The organism is Acetobacter conturbans, assembly GCF_011516755.1.
GTDB lineage: Bacteria > Pseudomonadota > Alphaproteobacteria > Acetobacterales > Acetobacteraceae > Acetobacter > Acetobacter conturbans.
This window is the reverse complement of record NZ_WOSY01000013.1, coordinates 59,294-79,330: the sequence shown is the minus strand read 5'-3', so window position 1 is coordinate 79,330 and position 20,037 is coordinate 59,294. Positions and strand designations below refer to the sequence as shown.

Genomic DNA, 20,037 nt, shown 5'->3' with positions numbered 1-20,037 from the left:
CGAAAGGAATTCTCATGGCACTGACTATGATCGACCCCAATACGGCCCTCATCGTCGTCGACTTGCAGAAAGGCATAGTTGAGTCGCCGCCTACAGAGACCGTCAGAGGTGTCGTGGAAACGACCTGCAACCTCCTCATCAGGACCTTTCGTGAAAGGGCACTCCCCGTCGTGCTCGTCAACGTGGCCGGGCGCGCGCCGGGACGCACGGAAACGGCTTCACGCATCAGCGGTGATTTCCCCGAAGACTTCACCGATTTCATCCCCGAGCTGGACCCGCAACCCGGCGACATCATCGTCACGAAGCGGACATGGGGAGCCTTCGCCAGCACTGATCTGGAAGCACGACTGAAGGCACGAGGCGTCACGCAGGTCGTGATCACCGGCGTGGCGACCGGCACCGGCGTCGAGGCGACGGCACGGCAAGCCTATGAAGCAGGTTTCAACGTCACGCTCGCAGTCGATGCTATGACCGATCCCCGTCCTGACGCACATGATTACAGTGTCCGCCACGTCTTTCCCCGCCTCGGGGAGACCGGCATGAGCGCGGACATCATCACCCTTCTGCCATCAAGGGGTGCCGCCTGACATGCTCTGGCTCTTTCTCCTCTCCTACTTTTTCGGCGGCATTTTTCTGGCGAACGCTGTCCCTCATCTCGTCAGCGGCATGATGGGCAGACCGTTCCAGAGCCCGTTCGCCTCGCCGCCGGGACAGGGACTGTCGTCATCGACCGTCAATGTGCTGTGGGGCTTCCTCAACCTCCTCATTGGCTACACGCTCGTCTGTCAGGTGGGCAGTTTTACGCTCACGGATACGAGTAACGCGGCAGCGCTCGGGGCGGGATTTCTTCTTATCTCTCTTTTTGCAGGCAGGCATTTCGGCCGATTCAACGGCGGCAACACCCCGGACCGGATGTGAAGCCCCGGCGCATCCCAGACATCTTCCGGGCGCTCCGAAACACCAACTATCGGATCTGGGCCGGGGGTGCTTTCGTCTCCAATGTCGGCACGTGGGTACAGCGCACCGCTCAGGACTGGCTGGTCCTGACCCAACTCACACATCATGACGCCTCCGCCGTCGGGCTGGTCATGGCCCTGCAGTTCGGTCCGCAAATGCTCCTGCTGCCGTGGACCGGTTTCGCCGCTGATCATTTCAACCAGCGCCGGCTGCTGATGATCACACAGGCAGCAATGGGCATGCTGGCTCTGGCGCTGGGCATCCTGACGGTCACCGGCATCGTCCGGCTCTGGGAGGTGTGCATCTTTGCCTTTCTGTTCGGGAGCGCCGCAGCCTTCGATGCGCCTGTTCGCCAGACCTTCGTGGCGGAGCTGGTTGGAGACAAAGATCTGCACAACGCGGTTGCGCTCAACTCCACCTCGTTCAACGCCGCGCGCATGATCGGCCCCGCTGTCGCCGGTCTGGTGATTGCCGCAATCGGCACAGGATGGGCTTTTCTGATCAATGGCGCTTCCTTCATGGCGGTGCTGCTTTCCCTTGCTTCATTGCGGACCGGCTCCCTTCATCCGAACGCACGGGCACAGCGGACAAAGGGCAGCTTTACCGAAGGGTTCCGCTACGCATGGGGGCGAGCGGATCTCAGGTCGATCCTGATCATGCTGTTTCTGATCGGAACGTTCGGGCTGAATTTCCCGATCTTCATCTCGACCATGGCAGTCACCGTCTTTCATACTGATGCGCGGGGCTATGGCCTTCTGTCGTCCATCATGGCGGTCGGCACGATGACAGGGGCATTTCTCGGGGCTGGCCGCGAAAAACCGCGCTTCGACCTGCTGCTGAGTGGCGCGGCTGTTTTCGGATTTGGCTGCATAATGGCCGCCGTCGCACCGAGCTACTGGTTCTTTGCCGCCGCCCTTGTCGTCATCGGCGTGGCGGTACTGACCTTCACCAACACGACGAACAGTCTGATCCAGCTTTCCACGCCCCCCGAGATGCGCGGGCGCGTGATGGCGCTGCGTGTCGGCGTTGCATTGGGCGGCACACCGCTCGGAGCGCCAATTGTGGGCTGGGTGGCGGATACATTCGGGCCACGCTGGGCGCTCGGCATTGGAGCGGCATCGGGACTGATATCAGCGCTGGTGGCATTTTTCGCGTTGCCCCCACGCAGGTCGCAGCGATCCCGCAGAGAGTGATACGGCTGTTCCCGATTAGGATTAGTTATCCCTCCCCGCCCCCCCTGATCTTGCCCCTGCCTATCCTTGAGCATGGCCCGTCTGGAGTGGAGCTGAGCGCACAGCAACCCTATGTTTGCGGCGTCATTTTCACTCCGTCCTGACCCTGACGCCGGAGCGCGTTGCCTCAGTTTGAACCGAACCAGAGCAGGGTTCCGGGCAGGCCGTTAATCTAACCTTAACAACGATCTGATAATGGCGACGGAACAGATCACACTTTCAACTGCGCGCGGCCAATCCTCACTCCGGAAAACGCGCGACACCCTATGACCCATGAAAGTGAACACCGCACATGCCTGTTCGGCTGCCGTGTTGTTCCAGTTCCGGAGTAGCCGAATTCCCAATGATCGTTGCGTGTCACCCATGACATCCAGACGCTCCATTATACGAGATCGAGATGCAGGCGTCGCCATTCTGGTAGCCCTCTCGGTTTTGCCGTGTCTTATCGCCGTTGCCATCGGTGTGGACTACGGACGGTCCGTTCAGAAACAGAACCAGCTGGAGGGTCTTGCGGACGCCGCGACGCTCATGGCGGTGAGTCCAGGCCGGATCACCGCAAGCGAACAGCAGGCCGTGAGCGATACAGAGGGAACCTTTGCCGCCACCGCACAACCGATCGACGGGGTCACCATCCAGTCAACGTCGGCGACCGTCGCCACAACGGATAGCAGCACGGCGACGACGAAACGTGTGGTGACACTCACATGGACAGCCAGTGTGCCCACAATAATGGGTCGCCTTGTCGGGATTCCGACCATAACGGTGAGTGGAACGAGTCAGGCCACCGGCTCCGTGGCGGCGAATATTGATTTTTACGTCATGGTGGATACATCGCCATCAATGGCTTTTCCCGCCACGTCCGACGGCATGAATGCGATGCTCAGCGCCACGCAGGGGCAGGACAGCGGGGCTGGCTGCGCATTTGCCTGTCATCAGACGAGCACGTCTTCCACCAGCCCCGGTCATACGACTCTCAATCCTTCCACGGGCAAGTATCTCGACAACTATCAGGTCGCGGTAAATCTCGGCATTACACTCCGGCTGGATGTCATCCAGTCCGCCGTCAGCGACCTCATCACCACAGTGAGCGAAAGCGGAGGTCAGAATGCTGCGGCCTACCGGATGGCCATCTCGACTTTTGATTATGGATTCAGGTCTTTTTCATCCGTAACCAGTGACACGACCACGCTGAATCAGGCTGCCAGCCAGATCACCCTTCTGCCAGTCTGCACAAACAATCACCGTATATGCGGAACAGCAGACTCGGACATGGACACAAATTTCACGCAGGCGTTCGAGGGCGAGAATGACAGTCTTCCTGCCACATCCGGCGGTGGCACAAACAATGAGGGAGATACACCTCAGGCCGTCCTGTTTCTCCTGACGGATGGAATGCGTGATGAAAACGCCTCAGGCAAGCGAACACTGGGGGTCATTCCCTCCGCCTTGTGTGAGGACCTGAAAACAAACCGCAATATTCGGATTGCCATCCTCTATACTCAGTATATCCCGGATGATCTGCAAAGCGATGCGTGGTCAGTGGCAAATGTCATGCCATTCCTGTCGCCAACCGACACGATCGGAGAGGCGCTGGAAGCCTGCGCCTCTCCCGGACTGTTTTACGAAGTGACGACAAACGATAACGTATCAGCAGCGCTTCAGACACTTTTCCAGCGCACACTCAGCACAGCACATCTTACAAAATAGATTTTCTGTCACAGGATTTTATAGATCGACCGGAATTAACCGGAAATCCGGCAAGAATAGAGGAAAGACGAGCGGGACGATGACGGCGCAACCGACAGGTCTGTACGCGTTACCCGATGAAACACGGCCTTCCTGCCCTACAAAATTGACGATCTGATTTCGGGACCGGACGACCGATGCCTCTCCAACACCTGTTTCCGACTATGATTGACAAAATCCCGAAGCAGTCTGTCAGTTGCTTTGGGAGGTTTTCCGTTGACGCTTAAGGGGCTGTTTCAAAAGCTCTCTGGTGCGATCCGATACTCACGGCCAGCATGACTGTTTCGCTTCAGTGCTCAAAAACCGACACCGGTCGCGCTCAGCAGAGAACTTTTGAAACAGCCTCTACGAACTCGACTTTGAAAACCGGGTTAAGTTGGAAAAATTAAGTTCTTAGAGCCCTTTTGGAAAGTGCTGTTCGCCTTCAAACGCAAGCTTTCCGCAAGGCCGTTAAGTGTCAGATTGGCTGTTCCCGACCGGTTTCATATTTCACCTCTGCGCCACACGGGGGCTTCCGGTCCGGAACAGCACTTTCCAAAAGGGCTCTCGACCAATTCCTCCTTATGGACCGCATTACCACGTCCACACATGGGGAGGATTCACGCCGCCACGTCGGCCAGAAGCACCACCGCCGAGGCTACCGCAATGACGGTCATCTGGGTCACATCAGTCAGAGACATGGCATCACCGCTGTCGAGGACGTCTGTGCCGATACGAACGGCACCCGACACCACAAGCAGATAAAGAGCGCGACCATCCGTGGTACGGTAGGCTGCCCCTTCGCCCGTAGGAAGCTCGGCATGCAGTAGGCGCGCCCGCGCACAGAGCGTGACCGGCGCGCCATCCCTGACGCTTTCCACTTCTTCCGGATCATCTTCCGGAAAGCCGGACGCGATAATCCTGAAGCTTCCGTCTTCGAGTTGTGGGAACGCACTTCGGCTTTCCTGCGCAGGCAGCGTCCCCTCGATGTCGGGGAGTAACCAGAACTGAATAAAGGATGCGCCTGCACGCCCCGCAGTCCACTGAAGCGTCTTACAGCCTGCACCCGTACTCATCAGGTGCAGGCCGCCCGCGCTCACATCTTCTTTCTCAAAACCATCGATTTCCGCAACCAATGTTCCGGATTGCATCCAGGTGAGTATATCGATCCCGGCTTCGGGGCCGATCTCGTAACACTTCGCCGGAGGGAGTGTGACTAGATTGAGGACACGCAGGCATCCTGCATGTGTCTGGATCGGATCCTTATAGTCAGCAAAAGCAAAATGGCACCGAACGGTCAGACCGCCAGAATGTGCAACGCCCAGCGTGTCCGAACGTCGGATCATCATCATGTCTCGTCCTCACGTATGCTTTCGGTCATGGCGGGTGTCCGGATAAAAATCCTGCCATCCTCCCCCGACGGCACGATAGAGATTGGTGACCGCCACCGAGACATGCGCTGTCGCATCCACAAGCGCGCTCTGGGATGACAGCAGCGCGTTCTGCAAAGTGAGAACATTCAGAAAGTCTGAAGATCCCTGAACATATTGCATCTTCGCCGTCTCCACGGCGATTTCATTTTCGTGCACGGCTTCGGACAGTTCATCATGCCGTCTCTGCGCGGCTGTGAAATCAGCCATCGCGTCGTCAATCTCCTGCCACGCCTTCAGGACAGTCCGCTGGAACATCGTCGCAGCTTCCTGCTGCTGTGACTTGCGAAGATGCAGTTGCCCCGTCAGACGTCCCCCCTCGAAAATCGGCAGGGTCGCCGTTGGCCCGAAACCATACTGGCGGGAAGCCCAGGAGCCCAGACCACTGAACTGCAGGGCCTGAATATCGAGGCTCCCGGACAGGGTGACGCGCGGAAAGAAATCCGCGATTGCAACGCCAATGCTCGCCGTTGCCGCATGGAGGCGATCGGCGGCCATTCTGATATCGGGACGACGTTCGGCCAGTTCGGAGGGAAGCCCGAGGGGAACCGTTGCAGGAGCCACCGGAATCTCGCGCGGCTTTCCAAGTTCGGCATCCAAAGCACCGGGCTCGCGCGCCACGAGAAAACTCAGGGCATTCAGCAAATGCGTGACCTGAGCCTCAAGTGGTGCGAGGCGCGCATTGAACGTGTGCAACTGACCCGTCGCTTCGGCCACATCAAGGCGCGTTGCGGCACCCTGCTGGAAACGCAGCGTGGTCAGATTGACGCTGTTCCGCGCAATTTGGATATTATGCTCAAGAATGCCAAGCTGGGTCTGGGTCGCGCGCAGATCAATATAATCCTGCGCGGTCTCCGCCATCAGGGAGACGAGCGTGTCACGGCGCATTTCCTCGCTCGCATGCACCGCCGCCGTCGCGGCTTCCACCTGCCGACGAACGTGCCCCCAGAAATCAACTTCCCAAGACGCGTTCATGCCATACTGCGGGAGATTGAATGACGGGTTGCCGACGCTTCCCGGCAACGCTGTCGGCCCAAATCCCTGGGTTCCCGATGCCACGGACCCGGCCATCTGCTGTTCCATCGTCCCCAGCAGCCCCAGCACACCATTCGTGCTGGCGCGCTCACGGGCGTAAGACGCATTGGCTTCCATATGCGGCATCTGGGCGGCACTCGCGATCCGCCGCTCCGCCTGACTTTGCATCAGACGCAAACCTGCGACTTTCAGGTCAAGACTGGAGGATGCGACCTCAGTCTCGAGACGGGTAAGTTCCGGATCATTGAACAGCTTCCACCACGCCGGATCCACCGTCGCGGTTGTAACGCGGCTCTCCGCAGGAGGCTGGGTGGATCGCCATGTGGACGGCGCCTTGACCTGAGGCTTGTGGAAATCAGGCCCGACGGCGCAGCCTGCGAGTGCCAAGCAGGAAAAACCCGAAAGGAGAAGACGTCTCATGGCGTTACTGCCAGATATAACGGGTGTCATTGGCATGGGCGCCTTCAGGCTTTGAAGAAGTATCGATATTAGCTTCGACCGACATGCCGACACGTATTTTCCCGGCCAGAGACTGACCGGGATCCAAAGTGATCTTGACTGGAATACGCTGGACAACCTTGGTGAAATTGCCGGTTGCGTTGTCCGGCTGGATGGGGGCAAACGCCACACCTGTCGCGGGCGCCAGCGAGTCCACATGCGCCTGCAGGGGATGACCGGGAAACGTATCGACCCAGATGGTCGCGCGCTGTCCCGTCTGAACACTGGTCAGCTGCGTTTCCTGAAAGTTGGCGAGCACATAAGCTTCGTGTGTCGGAACCACTGCGAGAATCCCTGTGCCGGGATGCACGTAATTACCCACGCGCACGCCGCGCTCACCCACGACGCCGTCAATCGGAGCAGGGATCGTGCAGTAGGAGAGATTCAGTTCAGCCTGCTTTTCATCCCCCTGCGCGCGCAGCAGGAGACCGCGTGCACGTTCAGACTGCCCCTTGAGCACCGCGACCTGACGGATTGCAGCATCCACACCCGCCCTATCGCGGGCGATGGCAGCTTCGGCTTCCCTTTCATGCGCGTCAGAAGCCTGTTTCTGTTCGATCGTGCCCGCACCTCCCGAGGACAGATTACGATAACGAACCGCATTCTGCCGGGCAAAGAGCAGACTGGCCTCATCCGCCTGCACAGCCGCTCGCGTCCCCGCAATCACGGAATCCTGCCGGGCCAGTTCCCCGTCCAGATTGGCGACATCACCTTCGGCGGCCAGCACATTGCCCTTCGCCACGAGAAGAGCGGCCCGATAATCATCGTCCTCGATATGGGCAAGCTCTTCTCCGGCACGCACTGCCTGATTGTCCTGCGCAATCACTCGATCGACACGTCCCGCCACCTTTGGGGCCACCGTGGGGAAATCGGCTGTGATATAAGCATCGTTCGTGTACTGGTTGACGACATCGCCATTGATCAGGTGAGTGCCCCCCCAGGCAACGAGCGCAAGCACGCCCGCAGCACATCCGGCATAAAGCAGTGGTTTCTTGTAAATCATGATCCGTGATTCCGGGTTAGCGGGCTGGAGTATTCGGGGCAGGCGCCCGTGGTGGATAGACGCGGTGCGGCAGGATGAGATTGAGCGCGGCGTAGCCGACACAGACCCAGATCAGCACGTAATAGATGTCGTTCAGCGCCAGTACGAGCGACTGTTCATGCACATAGGTATGGAAGACCTGAAGCGAATTACGCGCGACATGGGCGCTGTCGGGCGACGTGCCGGAAAGCTGCTGGCTGATCGGGTCGCCCATCCCCTGCAAGGCGAGGCCATGTGTACCATGATGATCGAGCAGCATGGTGGAATGATACTGCTCGCGACGACGGCTGAGAGTGGAAAACAGCGCGAAAGCCACGGCATTGGCCAGTCCCTTGAGCATGTTCACCATACCGGAAATGAAGGGACCATCCGCCGGCCCCATGGCCAGCGTGGCCAGCATGAGTGTCGGGATGACGGTCATCGGCTGCCCGAAAATTTGCAGGATCTGGATCGGATAGAAATTGTCGCGCACCCAGTCGGAGGTAAGCCATGTGCCCAACCAGGCGGCAGCGGCCAGACAGAGCATTCCACCCGCCAGCACATAGCGGCAGTCCACCTTCCGGCTATTGCAGAGGGCCGCGATCAGCGGAAGCATGAGAAGCTGCGGCAGCGCAACCACCAGAGAGACCGGTGCCGCCTGAATGGGCCGATAGCCACGCACGCCTTGCAGGTAGGTCGCCGGAATGTCGCTCATCAGGGCGCAGATCGCGAGAATACCTACAAGCGAGACCAGTGCTGCCTGAATGTTGCGGGATCGCCAGTACTGGATGCGAAAATACGGGCTGGGGTGAAACGCCTCGTTGATGACGAACACCACGAATGCGGCCCCGCCCCACAGGGTCAGGTCTGTAATGACCGGCGAACGGAACCAGTCCAGCCGGTCGCCCTGATACAGCACGATGACCAGCGAGCAGATCGCGGGCACCCCCACGATCAGGCCGAGCCAGTTGAACTTTTCGAAGCGCTCGAAATGCATGGGGTCTCGCGGCAGTCCATAAGCCATCAGGCCGATCGACAGCATGGCGAGCGGAATGATTTCCCAATAGAGCCAGTGCCAGCCGGCATGTTCGAACCAGAATGCTTCCAGCGGCAGACCAAGATTGGGGCCGAACGTCGCACTCATGGCATAACCACCGATGCCGAAAACCCGGATCGGAGGCGGCAGGTATTTCAACATGACAGTCATCAGAACAGGCGGCAGGCAACCAGCCGCGAGCCCCTGAAAGCCGCGCAGAATGCACAGGGACGTCACATCCGGCATGAACGGTGCCGGAATCGCCAGCAAGGCCATGATCGCCGTCATGAAAATGGAAAAGCGATAAATGGAAAACGTCATGTAGAACCACGGCGTGAACGCCATTGCCGCGATATTGAAAGCCTCGTAGATGGCGACCAGCCACGTGCCTTCATCGTGACCAATGTGCATCGCACCACGGATATCGGTCAGTCCGATTTCCGTGACATGCTCGTTGAAGCCGGCAACATGCACGGCCAGCAGCATGCCAAGGCAGCCGATGACCGTCCGCAACCCGAAGGCCGGAATATACGAAGGTCGCGGCGGCGAGGCGTGGATGACGGGCTCGCCAGCCACGGGTGCAGAAGCGACGTTGTTCATGGCGCGACATCATCCTGACGCGGAAGAGGTGGACAACCCCTATTTCCAGCAGACAACGACTTCGATTTGCGGAAGAGAAATTTCTGGTGATTGCATCAGGCAACGTCTATTCGTGGAAGGATGAAAGGCTACGATCTCGATCTTCTGCGTTACCTGCATGTGCTGATCGAGGAGGAAAGCGTTTCCCTCGCGGCCCGTCGCCTGAAGGTCAGCGAGCCCGCCATGAGCCGTAAGCTGGCCAAGCTGCGCAAAACTTTTGCCGATCCAATTCTTGTCCAGTCGGGAAGGCGGATGAGTGCCTCTGCTTTTGCCGTCGGGATTGTGGGGCGCGTTCAGGAACTGATCCGCGAGGCGGACGCTCTCATCGAAACACGCGCTCTGGCCAATCTGGTCAACATGACGCCGACCTTCACGATCCGCGCCAACGACCTCGTTGTCGCTTCGCTGGCCCTTCCCTTACTACAGGCGCTCAAGAAGGAATGTCCCGGGTGCGAGGTGATCTGGGCTCCGGAGATCGAGGCGGCGGCCTCCGATCCGCTTCGAGATGGAAGCGTTGACCTCTATATCGGGGCCACCGAACTAATGAAGCCCGAAATCCGGCGACAAACCCTCTTGCGGGACCATATGCAGGGCCTTGTCCGCAAAGGCCACCCGATCCTTGCCGAACCGATTACACCCGAAAATATGGTGCGTTACGATTATATCAGTGTGTCGCGACGTGGCCTTGCCCAAGGTCCGATCGACTGGATGTTACGAAGCCAGCATGGTCTGACACGCAAAATCGCGATGGTGGTTCCGAACTATCATTCCATGATAGAAAGCATGAAGGATACGGACCTTATTCTGCCGCTGCCGGGGATCGTGATCGACCATATCTCACGCGACGCCCTGGGCCTTACAGCGTTCGAATTTCCGCTTTCCCTTCCCAGCGTCGAAGCTTTTCAGGCATGGCACCCACGACGGGACATGGACCCCGTGCACCGGTGGCTTCGGGAGACGCTCTTTCGCGTGTCCCGAAAGGTTTTTGGAAAATCCTGTCCCTGAATTGCTCAGGCGCGTGAACATGCGGCCTTTATCCGGGTGCAAAACAGAAAAGGCCAAACAGGCCACCTATGATACCCTCGCCGAAATACTCGTGGTCTTACGAGCAGGTATAAGCAGGGTCGAGGGCCCGATCTGACGGAACTTTCATGGCCATCCACCACATGAGAGGCACGACAAGACCGGTCGTGCCTCCGACCTGTCCGGCTCAGGCTTCCTCTTGGGCCGCCTTGGCTGCTGCCCGCGCGGCGAGCTTTTCTTCCTCGGTCCACACTTTGCGCTCGCGTACTTTCGGCGGCTTGATTTTCTTGGCGGGCCCACCACCCAGCACAGGTGCGCGCATGGTCGAGTTCCGCGCCTCTTCCGAATGCCACTCGTGATCTGCATGAACATTCAGGGTGCGGCCGATTTCCCGCTCCACGTCGTGCAGCCAGGCCCGCTGCTCGGCATCGCAGAGCGTGATGGCGAAACCGCTGCGCCCTGCGCGACCGGTACGGCCGATGCGGTGGACATAACTTTCCGGCAGGCTCGGCAGGTCATGGTTGAAAACATGCGTTACCGTGTCAACGTCGATACCACGCGCTGCGATATCCGTTGCGACCAGCACCTGCACGCTTCCTTCACGGAAGGCGTTCAACGCCCGCTCCCGCTGGCCCTGTGACCTGTTGCCATGCAGGGCTTCGGCCGTGATGCCCGCTTCGGTGAGGAAGGCGCAGACTTCGTTGGCAATGTTCTTCTGTAACGTGAAGACGACGGCCTGACCGATCCCCGGCGTCTGCAACTGTGCCAGCAGGGCTGCTTTCTTGTCGGCTGCATCTAGGAACATGACCGACTGCTCAATCCGGTCGACGGTGGTCGAAGGCGGGGCGATTTCGACCTTCGCCGGATCGCGCAGGAGGCTCTCGACCAGCGCAGCGATGGATTTCGGCATCGTTGCGGAAAACAGCACTGTATGCCGATCCTGCGGCAACGTCGCGACGATGCGTTCAATCGGCTTCGCGAAGCCCATATCGAGCATCTGGTCAGCCTCATCCAGCACGAGTGCTTCAAGCTGGGATAGATCGCACAGGCCCTGGTCGATCAGATCCAGCAAACGCCCCGGCGCGGCCACGATGATGTCCACACCATCCTTGAGCGCATTGACCTGATGGAACTGACTGACACCACCGAAGATCGTCATCACCCGGGGCTGGGGGTGCAGATGCCGCGCAAAGCTTTCGAAGCCATCGGCGATCTGAGAGACTAGTTCGCGCGTGGGTGCGAGGACCAGCACACGTGCACCGCCCTTGGGTGCCGAACGGGGAGATGCAGCAAGGCGATGCAGCAGTGGCAGCGCGAAGGAAGCGGTCTTGCCCGTGCCGGTCTGAGCCATACCCAGCAGGTCGCGGCCCTCCAGAAGCATCGGGATTGACTGAGCCTGAATGGGCGTAGGATGAGCATACCCTGCCTCGGTCAGTGCGCGGAGCAGGGCCGGTGCCAGTGAGAGATCGTCGAAAGTCATGGACATGGTCAAGCGGCGCCTCCGGCGCTGAGTATGATTGCGCCTAATCGGGCTTCGCGGGTTCAGAACGCGGCCTTTTACGGGTGATGCCGCACTGCGTCAACGAGGAGATCAGGTGGCCCTCGACGGTTCTAAAAACCCCTCTCTCTGATGTTTAAGCCGTGATTCCATTCTCTCGTGACGTTTTCGGGAGGGATTGAGATCGGGCAGTCCGGTTTCTTTGATGTTGAGTATCGTCTGGCGCGCCGGAGCGGGTTAGGCGACCAGCTTGAGGCTTTTTCCCGAACCGTGGATTTTGAAGTCTTCCGGCTGGATCTGGACAAGATTCTGTCGGATTTGGATGGCAGCAAAGGCAGCAGGCCACCGTTTGACCCCATGCTGATGTTCAGGGTTCTGGTAATCTAGACGACCGACAGACTGTCCGATGAACGGACCGAATATCTTATCCATGACCGGCTGTCCTTCATGCGCTTCCTGAGACTGGGTCTGGCAAGCCCCACGGCAGCGTAATACCATGACGGAGAAGGCTAACCTCAAGGCTGCTAAAGGCCCGGAAGACTGGAAGAAGAAGTCCGCAAAATTGTGGTACAAGAACGGGGATGCACGTTGGACGCTGCATTTCACCAAGACAAAACCGCATGCCGATGGAGCAATGCCAGCCGTGGATCTCGCCATTCGCCACACTGGAATGAAGACCGGCCTCGCCAATCTCGTCAACAATATTAGGCGTCTGCTCTTCCTCGCCCGCATCCAAGCCGTATAGCCCAAGATATGACAGGCGGAAAGACTGACCTTTAGCACAGAACGCGCTCCATCAAACTCTCAAAGCAGGGGCGAAGGCGTTTGTTCAGGCTTCAATAAACGATACCAAGGCTATTGATAGAACCGTCCAACGGCATCAAGACTTCTCTCCGTCGCACCGCTCGCAGCCACCATCATCCGCCTCAACTAACGACATACCCTAGTATACGCTATGATATAGAAAGTTTTTTTATTCTGTAGCATATTTGCCGGTAGGTTATTCCAAGCATTTTTGCTGCTCTTGATTTATTTCCTCTATTTATCTTCAACGCATTTAAGATTTCCTCTTTTGAATGTGACAGAACGGATTCATACGGTCGTATCGACGGATTACTGCGAACTTCCTGACGTTCGTTGCGATTTTGATCAATCTGTAGAAATGCCTCCGAATCACCCTTTAATAACAAATGAATATCCCGCATTTTCAGTATGCATTTTGTTGACAGAAGGACCGTACGCTCCAGAAAACTGGAAAGTTGTCTTATTTCACCGGGCCAGTTCTGTTCAGTAAGATAATGAACTGCATCTGGCGAAAGACTGATACTGCGATCATGTCGTTGATTAAACTGATTCAGAAAATATTCCACCAACAGAGGAATATCCTCCTTTCGGTGCACAAGAGAAGGTAGTCGCACTGGGATAATATTCAGATGGTAAAATAAATCGTACCGAAAAGCCTTCTCTTCAGTGAGACGCTGAAGATCCTGCGTTGATGTAGCGACAACCCGTATATTGATCGGAATTCTGGAACGGCTCCCAATACGATTGATTGACGCAGCTTCAATAGAACGGATTAGTTTTCCTTGTATATTCAGGGAAAGTTCATCAATATTATCAAAAAGAATTGTACCTGTATTGGCCTGCTCTAAAAGACCTATATGCTTTTCTCTGGCGCCCTGAAAGGCACCACGTTCATATCCGAAAAACTCCATATCAAAAGTAGATTGGACAATAGCGGCACAATTGATTTTGATGAACGGATGCTCGCGACGTGAACTCGCCAGATGCAGTGCCCGCGCGAAAAGTTCTTTTCCTGTTCCCGAGCGACCCAAAATCAGCACTGGAGACGGACTATCAGAGACACGTTCCAGTGCGCTGATTGCCTGTAGCAATGCAGGAGAATGTCCGACAATGCCATAACGGATCGTCGCGCTCTCCAGCGCCTGCACCAGAAGGACATTTTGCTGCTGGAGAGCTTGATTCTGTTCTTCTACCGCAGCTTTTAACTGAAGAAGCTGGCTTATAAGACTTGAAACAATCTGAAGAATTGTAATATCATCAGCCAGTTCGCGATTCCGATGGCGCAGACGGTGACAGGCTATAACACCTGCCTCGTTGCGAAATCCACCGATCGGCATCACGATAAATGCAACCTTTTCCTGAGGCAGGTGAGCACGTGAAACGGCACGGCCCAGAAACAGTGGATCATCATCAATGTCCTGAACGACAATAAGTTGCCGGTTTCGCAGAACGGTCCCGGTAACCCCCTCCCCCAACTCATAGACCCCGCGAGCAATTTCTTCGGGTGTGAGACCATAAGCATACCGAATTGCGAACCGCCCTTTTTCATCAGGCAGGACAACGCGCCCACGATTGAGGCCAAGCAGCTCAGAAAGTAGATGTAGAATCTCACGAATGACTACGTCCAGTTCCAGCCCTCGCCCTACAAGCGCCATGACACTTTTGAGCAGAAGCATTTCCTGGGAACGCCAAAATCCAAGAGTCAGGTCATTGTCAGACGCAGATGCCAAAGAGCTTCATTCCTTTCGCAATGGTGTGGATTGGACCAATATATTTCATAAGAAGGCAACATGAATATTGATATTATTCAACTGTTTTTTATTGCCGCAGAGGATTTTGGGACCATTCCGTAAATCAAGCACCCCGTCATTTACACGGGTCTCTCAATGCTCCTATCAATCTCGTGGCAGATTATATGCCATTCGGTTTGCAGCATATAAGGTCCGCCTTGATCTGTGGCACCCTCTGCTTATCGCCCTTTATAAAGCTGTCATACGGTGACTCACAGAAGAAAAATTCAGAATTCAAACGTCAAGGTTTGCATGTAAAATAGCCCGGATTTTGCACCTGCCTGCCGCATCCCCCGAGAAAGAGCCAGTCCCTCAAGATCGTGCGTCCATGTCCAGTGGCGACGGAAACTCCATGCAATCTGCGCTTGCGGTGCTACACCGATAAAACCACCATGCAGATTATTCCGAAAACTATAGGTCTTATTGACGCCATACACGGCATCGCTTGTGCTTTCCCGCCAGAAAAAGGGCACATGTATCCGCATATGCACAGTCCCTTTTGCTGCCTGAACGATGGGTCCTACCCCTATCAAATTCTGGCTGGTCAGTGACAGCGTGCTATCATTGTAGGGAGGTGCTGCAACATACGGAGCCCCAAACGTCCCTACTGATCCATTGGTTTTGGAATAATTACCGCCTGAGAAAATATCAGCCTGCATGCCCGCCACTGGCGCTCCCCACAGACCTGTTTCACTGTATGTCACACTCGCATTCGCGGCATATGCATGAACCGGGCGGGTGGCGCCACTGTTTGCGGGACGAAACGTGCCTCCCTGATAGATACCATCCAGATTCAGGGTCAGCGGTCCGGCTTTACCCCACACCCTAGCCCCAAAAGAATCCCGACGGGTAGAGCCGGCCTGCACCTGTCCAATAGCCGCTTTCGGAAGCGCTGCGTTTGCACCACTGTAGAGATATCCAAGATAAAAAACATCTACAAACATCTGTCCGGCCTTACCGAGGAACTGGAATTTCGGGAGCGCCGTCGAACTGTATGCTCCGAAAAGTCGCCCTCCGTAATTGACGCCGTTTCCAAAAATCCCCACCGGTTCCACGTTGGTCTGGGCAAAATCAAAAAGATCGAGCCTGGTCCGTTTCCAGATCGCGTAGCCTCGCACTCCGTTCCATGTCTGCTGTACGTTAGGGAGATCACGAACGGATTGCATGGATTGTGGAGCATCAAGAAAGAGCTGCCGCCCAGCAATGACGCCTGTATCAGCTCCGAGGATACGTCCATGGACTTCGATCAGTCCCTGCTGCAGGTCAAGACGCTCCCGCTGAAGCCCCGTCTGATATCCGTAAGTGTTTGAGCCACCCGCCTCCGCATTCAGCAATTGCACATAGACCCGCACATGTTGGCCCATGTGCAGATCAGCGCCATACTGATTTCGCAGCAATACACGACTGGCATTTGTGACATGAGCCGTGCCCAAAAGCGGCTGTGTCTCGAAAATATATCGCAATCGGCTCTCGCCGCTCAGGCTGAGCCAGATTGTGCCATCATCAGTCAGGCTGATGTGCTTTAAAGTGTTGAACCAGTCCTGTTTTCGTTTGGCTGGGGTTTGTCTGACGAGAAAACTCCAGTCCTCCGCCCAGCGCGCCTGTCCATAGGGTGCCACAGGTCCGAAGCCTGATGCTGCGCCATTACCGGCATTAAACACTCCCCAGTGGCGCAGATTACCTGACTGTCGTGCAGTGATATCATTTGCGTCGACCTTTAAAGGCGGCACCAACCGTACAGAATCACGGGAGGTTATTTTGGTTTTTGTTATATATTTATGAGAAATTTCGTCACGCTTCGAAGCAGCATCAGCCGGTGATAGTAAAAAACCCATGGAAAGAGCAACGAACGATGGCATAGCCAAAGGCCACGCAGAAGGCAAAAAACCGCGCATGGCAAAACACCTTATTACGATATCGTAACGATATAGAGGAAGAGAAAGTATAGCCGCGCGTGGAGCGCGGCTATTGATCAGTATGCTTTGTATGGCAGGAATTTTCCTGAGATTGTGACATTCACACGATCTCCGGCTGGATCAGCTTCGCGCCCAATATTCATGCGAAAATCTATCGCGCTCATGATCCCGTCCCCGAATTCTTCATGAATGAGAGCTTTTATCGCAGGGCCGTAGACACTCAGCATCTCGTACCAACGATACAGCAGTGGATCACTGGGAGCTCCCCCATCAAATGTGCCTTTGTAAGGTACAGCGCAGAGCCAGGGACCAGCACTCACGTCCAGCTCGAAAATTTCGACAATTTTCGTGGCTTCGTCGGGAGAAAAGACCATCTGCCCCAGGCATGCAGCCGTCACCCATTCTTTGCTGCGACCAATTTTCAGAGCCACATCGGCCCAGTTCATATTCTTCCCGACCTTGGCAATAACAATAGCCTCGGTGACATCTTCACGACATGTATACATGATGATTTCTTTCCTTGATTAAGAGAACTATGCGACAGATTTCGTGACCAGCGCAGACCGCCGGACAAGAAAATCCACCAGATGGTTGCGTAAGTCGTAAAAACCTTCCTCGTGATGCATGGTCTCGCGTGTGCGTGACCGCGGCAGAGGATTTTTTACGATTTCAGCAATACGCGCGCCGGGGCCATTACTCATCAGGACAATACGGTCCGCGAGAAAAATGGCTTCGTCCACATCATGTGTAATCATGAACACGGTCTGGTGCGTCCGTGCGCAGACACCGAGAAGTTCCTCCTGAATCAGGCCACGTGTCAGCGCATCCAGAGCCCCGAACGGTTCATCCATCAGCAGCAGGCTGGGCTCGACCGAGAAAGCGCGGGCGATCCCGACGCGCTGGCGCATGCCGCCTGAGAGTTCGGATGGCTTCTTGTGCAAAGCGGCTCCAAGACCCACCATGTTGAGATACTGTTCTGCCTCCTCTTTTATTTTCGCACGAGAATATTTGGGATGGCGGGAACGTACGGCAAACTCCACGTTTTGCAGAGCCGTAAACCATGGAAGAAGCGCATGCCCCTGAAAGACGACGCCCCGCTCCAGAGATGGGCCGGTAATCTCATGACCGTTCATGATCACAACACCAGAACTGGCTTTTTCAAGGCCAGCCAGAATGTTCAGGATGGAGCTTTTTCCGCATCCGGAATGCCCGATCACACAGACAAATTCACCTTGTGCAATGGTGAAAGAGACATCTGCAAACACGGCCGGAATACCGGGTTTGTAGCGCTTCATGAGTTGTGAGACCTCGATGAAGCGCGTCACGGCGTGCTCATTCGACATAGGTCAGTCTCCGCTGGATGAAGCCAAAGAGAAGGTCAAGGACCATACCCGTGATCCCGATCATCAGGACAGCAAGAAGGACGTTGGCGATGGACAGGTTATTCCACTGATTCCACACGAAGTATCCGATCCCTGACCCGCCCACCAACATTTCCGCTGCAACGATGGCGAGCCACGCAATTCCGAGCCCCACACGCATTCCCGTAATGATGGTCGGTGCTGCTGCGGGAAGAAGAACCAGAAAAATCTGACGCCACCAGACAACCTCGAGCGTTTTTGCCACATTGAGCCAGTCACGGCGGACAGCAGCGACACCAAATGCCGTGTTGATAAGGACGGGCCACAGCGAACAGATGAAGATCACAAAGATCCCGCACTCTTCTGCGTTGCGGATCGTGTAGAGGGCGATAGGCATCCAGGCGAGCGGAGAAATAGGCCGAAGGATCTGGATAAACGGATCAAGCGCGCGTCGTATGAGTGGCGATAAACCGATGATGAAGCCGCCCGGCACGGCCACGAGAACAGCAAGACCGTAGCCCAGTGCCACGCGCAGGAGGGATGCCCCGAGTTGCCAGCCTATTCCACGATCATTGGGCCCACGATCATGGAATGGCTCTCGGAGCTGAATCCACGCCGCATCCAAAAACTGCTTTGGAGTTGGAAAGCCTTCCGAATGAGAAGCTGCGTTCGGACCATGTCCCATCAATGCCTGATATTCTGCATTGCCGTCCGGAATTCCGTAGGGGGAATGCGATGCGGCGGGGAATGTGGCGATATACCATCCTGCCAGAAGCAGAACACATAGGAAGGCCGTCAGCCCCCACGCGCGGAGCGTTTCGGAGAAACTGTTCACAGAGCCTGCCCTCCGGCACGAGGAAATGTTTGACCGAGAACAGAAAATTCTGGAAAGCCACCGGCAACGGGATCTTGCAGTCCTGAAAGAGGTCCCACCACACGTGCCTGCTGCACGACATCGTCAAACAGGTAAATCTCGCGAGCCAGTTTCAGGGCATCTGTCGGGCGCTGCAGATATCCCCAGCGCCGGAGCTGGGACTCAATCCACATGGCCATGGAATAATAGGGATAAGGACTGTAGCCAGCACGGTGCGGGTTATCCTGAACGACGCCCAGGCCATCGGCATAGTGCCCTGTCAGGCTCTGACGAATGACGATTTCCGGCTGGTTGAGGTAAGCAGGCTGTGCCATGATTCTTGCTGCTTCAAGCCGGTTCTCCGGCGCATTCATCCATGCTGCCGCACGGATCATGGCACGTTGCAGGGCTGAATAGGTATTCGGATAGGCATCGATAAAAGGTTGGGTCATGCCAAAGGCGCAGCATGGATGGCCATCCCAGATTTGCGCCGTCAAAGTCTGAATGAAGCCAATCTGTTCATAGACAGCACGTTGATTGAACGGGTCCGGTCCCAGAAACCCGTCGATATTCCCGGCTCTCAGATTGGCCACCATGTCCGGAGGAGACGTGATGCGCAGGGTTACATCATGATCCGGGTCAAGACCATAATGTGCCAGATAATCCCGCAACAGAAGGTTATGCATTGAATATTCAAAGGGAATGGCGAATGTCATGCCCTTCCAGTCACGCGGATCACGACGATTATGATGCTTCAAAGCAAGCGTAATCGCCTGTCCGTTGATGTTCTGCATCGTGATGGCACGCACTGGCTGTGCGGCACTTCCAAGCCCGAGTGACAGGGAGATTGGCATGGGTGCGAGCAGTTGTGATGCGTCCAGTTCACCATTCAGCAGACGGTCACGGACCAGAGCCCATCCAGCGATTTTCTGAAGGTGGACGTTCAGACCCTCCTCCTGAAAAAAGCCTTTTGCAACAGCCATGATAAGGGGGGCCGCACAGCTGATCGGCACAAAACCTACCTTCAGTTCGGCTTTTTCGACCGGGACCACTGAGTTAGCATGCGCGGTCCCACTGATACCCGCGGCAGCAAGTCCGCCAAGAAATCCCCTACGACCCAGGCCTGATGAAAAGTGCATGATACCGCAGGAGCATGCTGTGAATGGTTCTGTCTCCGCGTCACAGCGTAATGCAGATTCTGCCGTCTTTGATGAGAAAA

At 56.3% G+C, this 20,037-nt stretch carries 16 protein-coding genes and 1 pseudogene; 6 read left to right on the top strand and 11 right to left on the bottom strand.

The genetic code is table 11. From position 1 onward, the window contains the following. Positions 1-14: 14 nt before the first annotated feature. The 4 genes from GOB81_RS13160 to GOB81_RS13145 all read left to right on the top strand — a co-directional run bounded on the left by GOB81_RS13160 (position 15) and on the right by GOB81_RS13145 (position 3,896). Positions 15-587 carry a cysteine hydrolase family protein gene (locus GOB81_RS13160; protein WP_173570879.1) on the top strand — a complete coding sequence of 191 codons (573 nt, stop codon included), beginning with the start codon at positions 15-17 and terminating at the stop codon, positions 585-587. Position 588: 1 nt separating this feature from the next. Then, positions 589-918 (top strand): hypothetical protein, encoded by a 330-nt coding sequence (locus GOB81_RS13155; protein ID WP_173570878.1) that lies wholly within the window; start codon positions 589-591, stop codon positions 916-918. Next, a complete protein-coding gene (locus GOB81_RS13150) occupies positions 915-2,150 on the top strand; it encodes an MFS transporter (RefSeq protein ID WP_338421364.1) in 1,236 nt (411 codons plus the stop codon). Before GOB81_RS13155 ends, GOB81_RS13150 begins: the two co-directional genes overlap by 4 nt. A 402-nt stretch (positions 2,151-2,552) precedes the next feature. Then, positions 2,553-3,896 (top strand): TadE/TadG family type IV pilus assembly protein, encoded by a 1,344-nt coding sequence (locus tag GOB81_RS13145; RefSeq protein WP_173570877.1) that lies wholly within the window; start codon positions 2,553-2,555, stop codon positions 3,894-3,896. A gap of 638 nt (positions 3,897-4,534) precedes the next feature. Here GOB81_RS13145 and GOB81_RS13140 read toward each other — a convergent pair. The 4 genes from GOB81_RS13140 to GOB81_RS13125 are packed head-to-tail and all read right to left on the bottom strand — an operon-like array spanning position 4,535 to position 9,534. Then, positions 4,535-5,266, bottom strand: coding sequence for a pirin family protein (locus tag GOB81_RS13140; RefSeq protein WP_173570876.1), 732 nt, complete (start codon positions 5,264-5,266; stop codon positions 4,535-4,537). A 9-nt stretch (positions 5,267-5,275) separates the two neighbouring features. After that, complete coding sequence (locus tag GOB81_RS13135; protein WP_173570875.1) at positions 5,276-6,799, bottom strand: efflux transporter outer membrane subunit; 1,524 nt, start codon at positions 6,797-6,799, stop codon at positions 5,276-5,278. Between the two features lie 4 nt (positions 6,800-6,803). Continuing rightward, positions 6,804-7,880, bottom strand: a complete 1,077-nt coding sequence (locus GOB81_RS13130; RefSeq protein ID WP_173570874.1) for an HlyD family secretion protein — start codon at positions 7,878-7,880, stop codon at positions 6,804-6,806. 16 nt (positions 7,881-7,896) lie between these two features. Then, on the bottom strand, positions 7,897-9,534 hold the full coding sequence (locus tag GOB81_RS13125) for an MFS transporter (RefSeq protein ID WP_173570873.1): 1,638 nt from the start codon (positions 9,532-9,534) through the stop codon (positions 7,897-7,899). Positions 9,535-9,654: 120 nt separating this feature from the next. Between GOB81_RS13125 and GOB81_RS13120 the strand changes: the two genes are divergently transcribed. After that, positions 9,655-10,578, top strand: coding sequence for a LysR family transcriptional regulator (locus tag GOB81_RS13120; RefSeq protein WP_173570872.1), 924 nt, complete (start codon positions 9,655-9,657; stop codon positions 10,576-10,578). A gap of 205 nt (positions 10,579-10,783) precedes the next feature. Here the strand turns inward: GOB81_RS13120 and GOB81_RS13115 are convergent, their stop codons facing one another. Further along, positions 10,784-12,082, bottom strand: a complete 1,299-nt coding sequence (locus GOB81_RS13115) for a DEAD/DEAH box helicase (RefSeq protein WP_173570871.1) — start codon at positions 12,080-12,082, stop codon at positions 10,784-10,786. Positions 12,083-12,277: 195 nt separating this feature from the next. On the opposite strand from GOB81_RS13115, the pseudogene GOB81_RS13110 reads away from it, so the two are divergent. Next, positions 12,278-12,773 (top strand): annotated as a pseudogene (locus GOB81_RS13110) (transposase); the annotation flags it as partial. A 274-nt stretch (positions 12,774-13,047) separates the two neighbouring features. Here the strand turns inward: GOB81_RS13110 and GOB81_RS13105 are convergent. From GOB81_RS13105 to GOB81_RS13080, 6 genes are all read right to left on the bottom strand, one after another. Beyond that, positions 13,048-14,628, bottom strand: coding sequence for a sigma 54-interacting transcriptional regulator (locus GOB81_RS13105; RefSeq protein WP_242010269.1), 1,581 nt, complete (start codon positions 14,626-14,628; stop codon positions 13,048-13,050). Between the two features lie 287 nt (positions 14,629-14,915). Beyond that, entirely contained in the window at positions 14,916-16,583 is a 1,668-nt protein-coding gene (locus tag GOB81_RS13100; protein WP_408736933.1) for an alginate export family protein, read from the bottom strand. A 77-nt stretch (positions 16,584-16,660) separates the two neighbouring features. Then, complete coding sequence (gene cynS, locus GOB81_RS13095; protein WP_173570870.1) at positions 16,661-17,110, bottom strand: cyanase; 450 nt, start codon at positions 17,108-17,110, stop codon at positions 16,661-16,663. A 27-nt stretch (positions 17,111-17,137) separates the two neighbouring features. Then, positions 17,138-17,947 (bottom strand): ABC transporter ATP-binding protein, encoded by an 810-nt coding sequence (locus GOB81_RS13090; protein WP_173570869.1) that lies wholly within the window; start codon positions 17,945-17,947, stop codon positions 17,138-17,140. After that, positions 17,937-18,800 (bottom strand): nitrate ABC transporter permease, encoded by an 864-nt coding sequence (ntrB, locus tag GOB81_RS13085; protein ID WP_173570868.1) that lies wholly within the window; start codon positions 18,798-18,800, stop codon positions 17,937-17,939. The genes GOB81_RS13090 and ntrB overlap by 11 nt, the downstream gene beginning before the upstream one ends. Continuing rightward, positions 18,797-19,957 carry a CmpA/NrtA family ABC transporter substrate-binding protein gene (locus tag GOB81_RS13080; RefSeq protein ID WP_277876922.1) on the bottom strand — a complete coding sequence of 387 codons (1,161 nt, stop codon included), beginning with the start codon at positions 19,955-19,957 and terminating at the stop codon, positions 18,797-18,799. Before GOB81_RS13080 ends, ntrB begins: the two co-directional genes overlap by 4 nt. Positions 19,958-20,037: the final 80 nt, after the last annotated feature.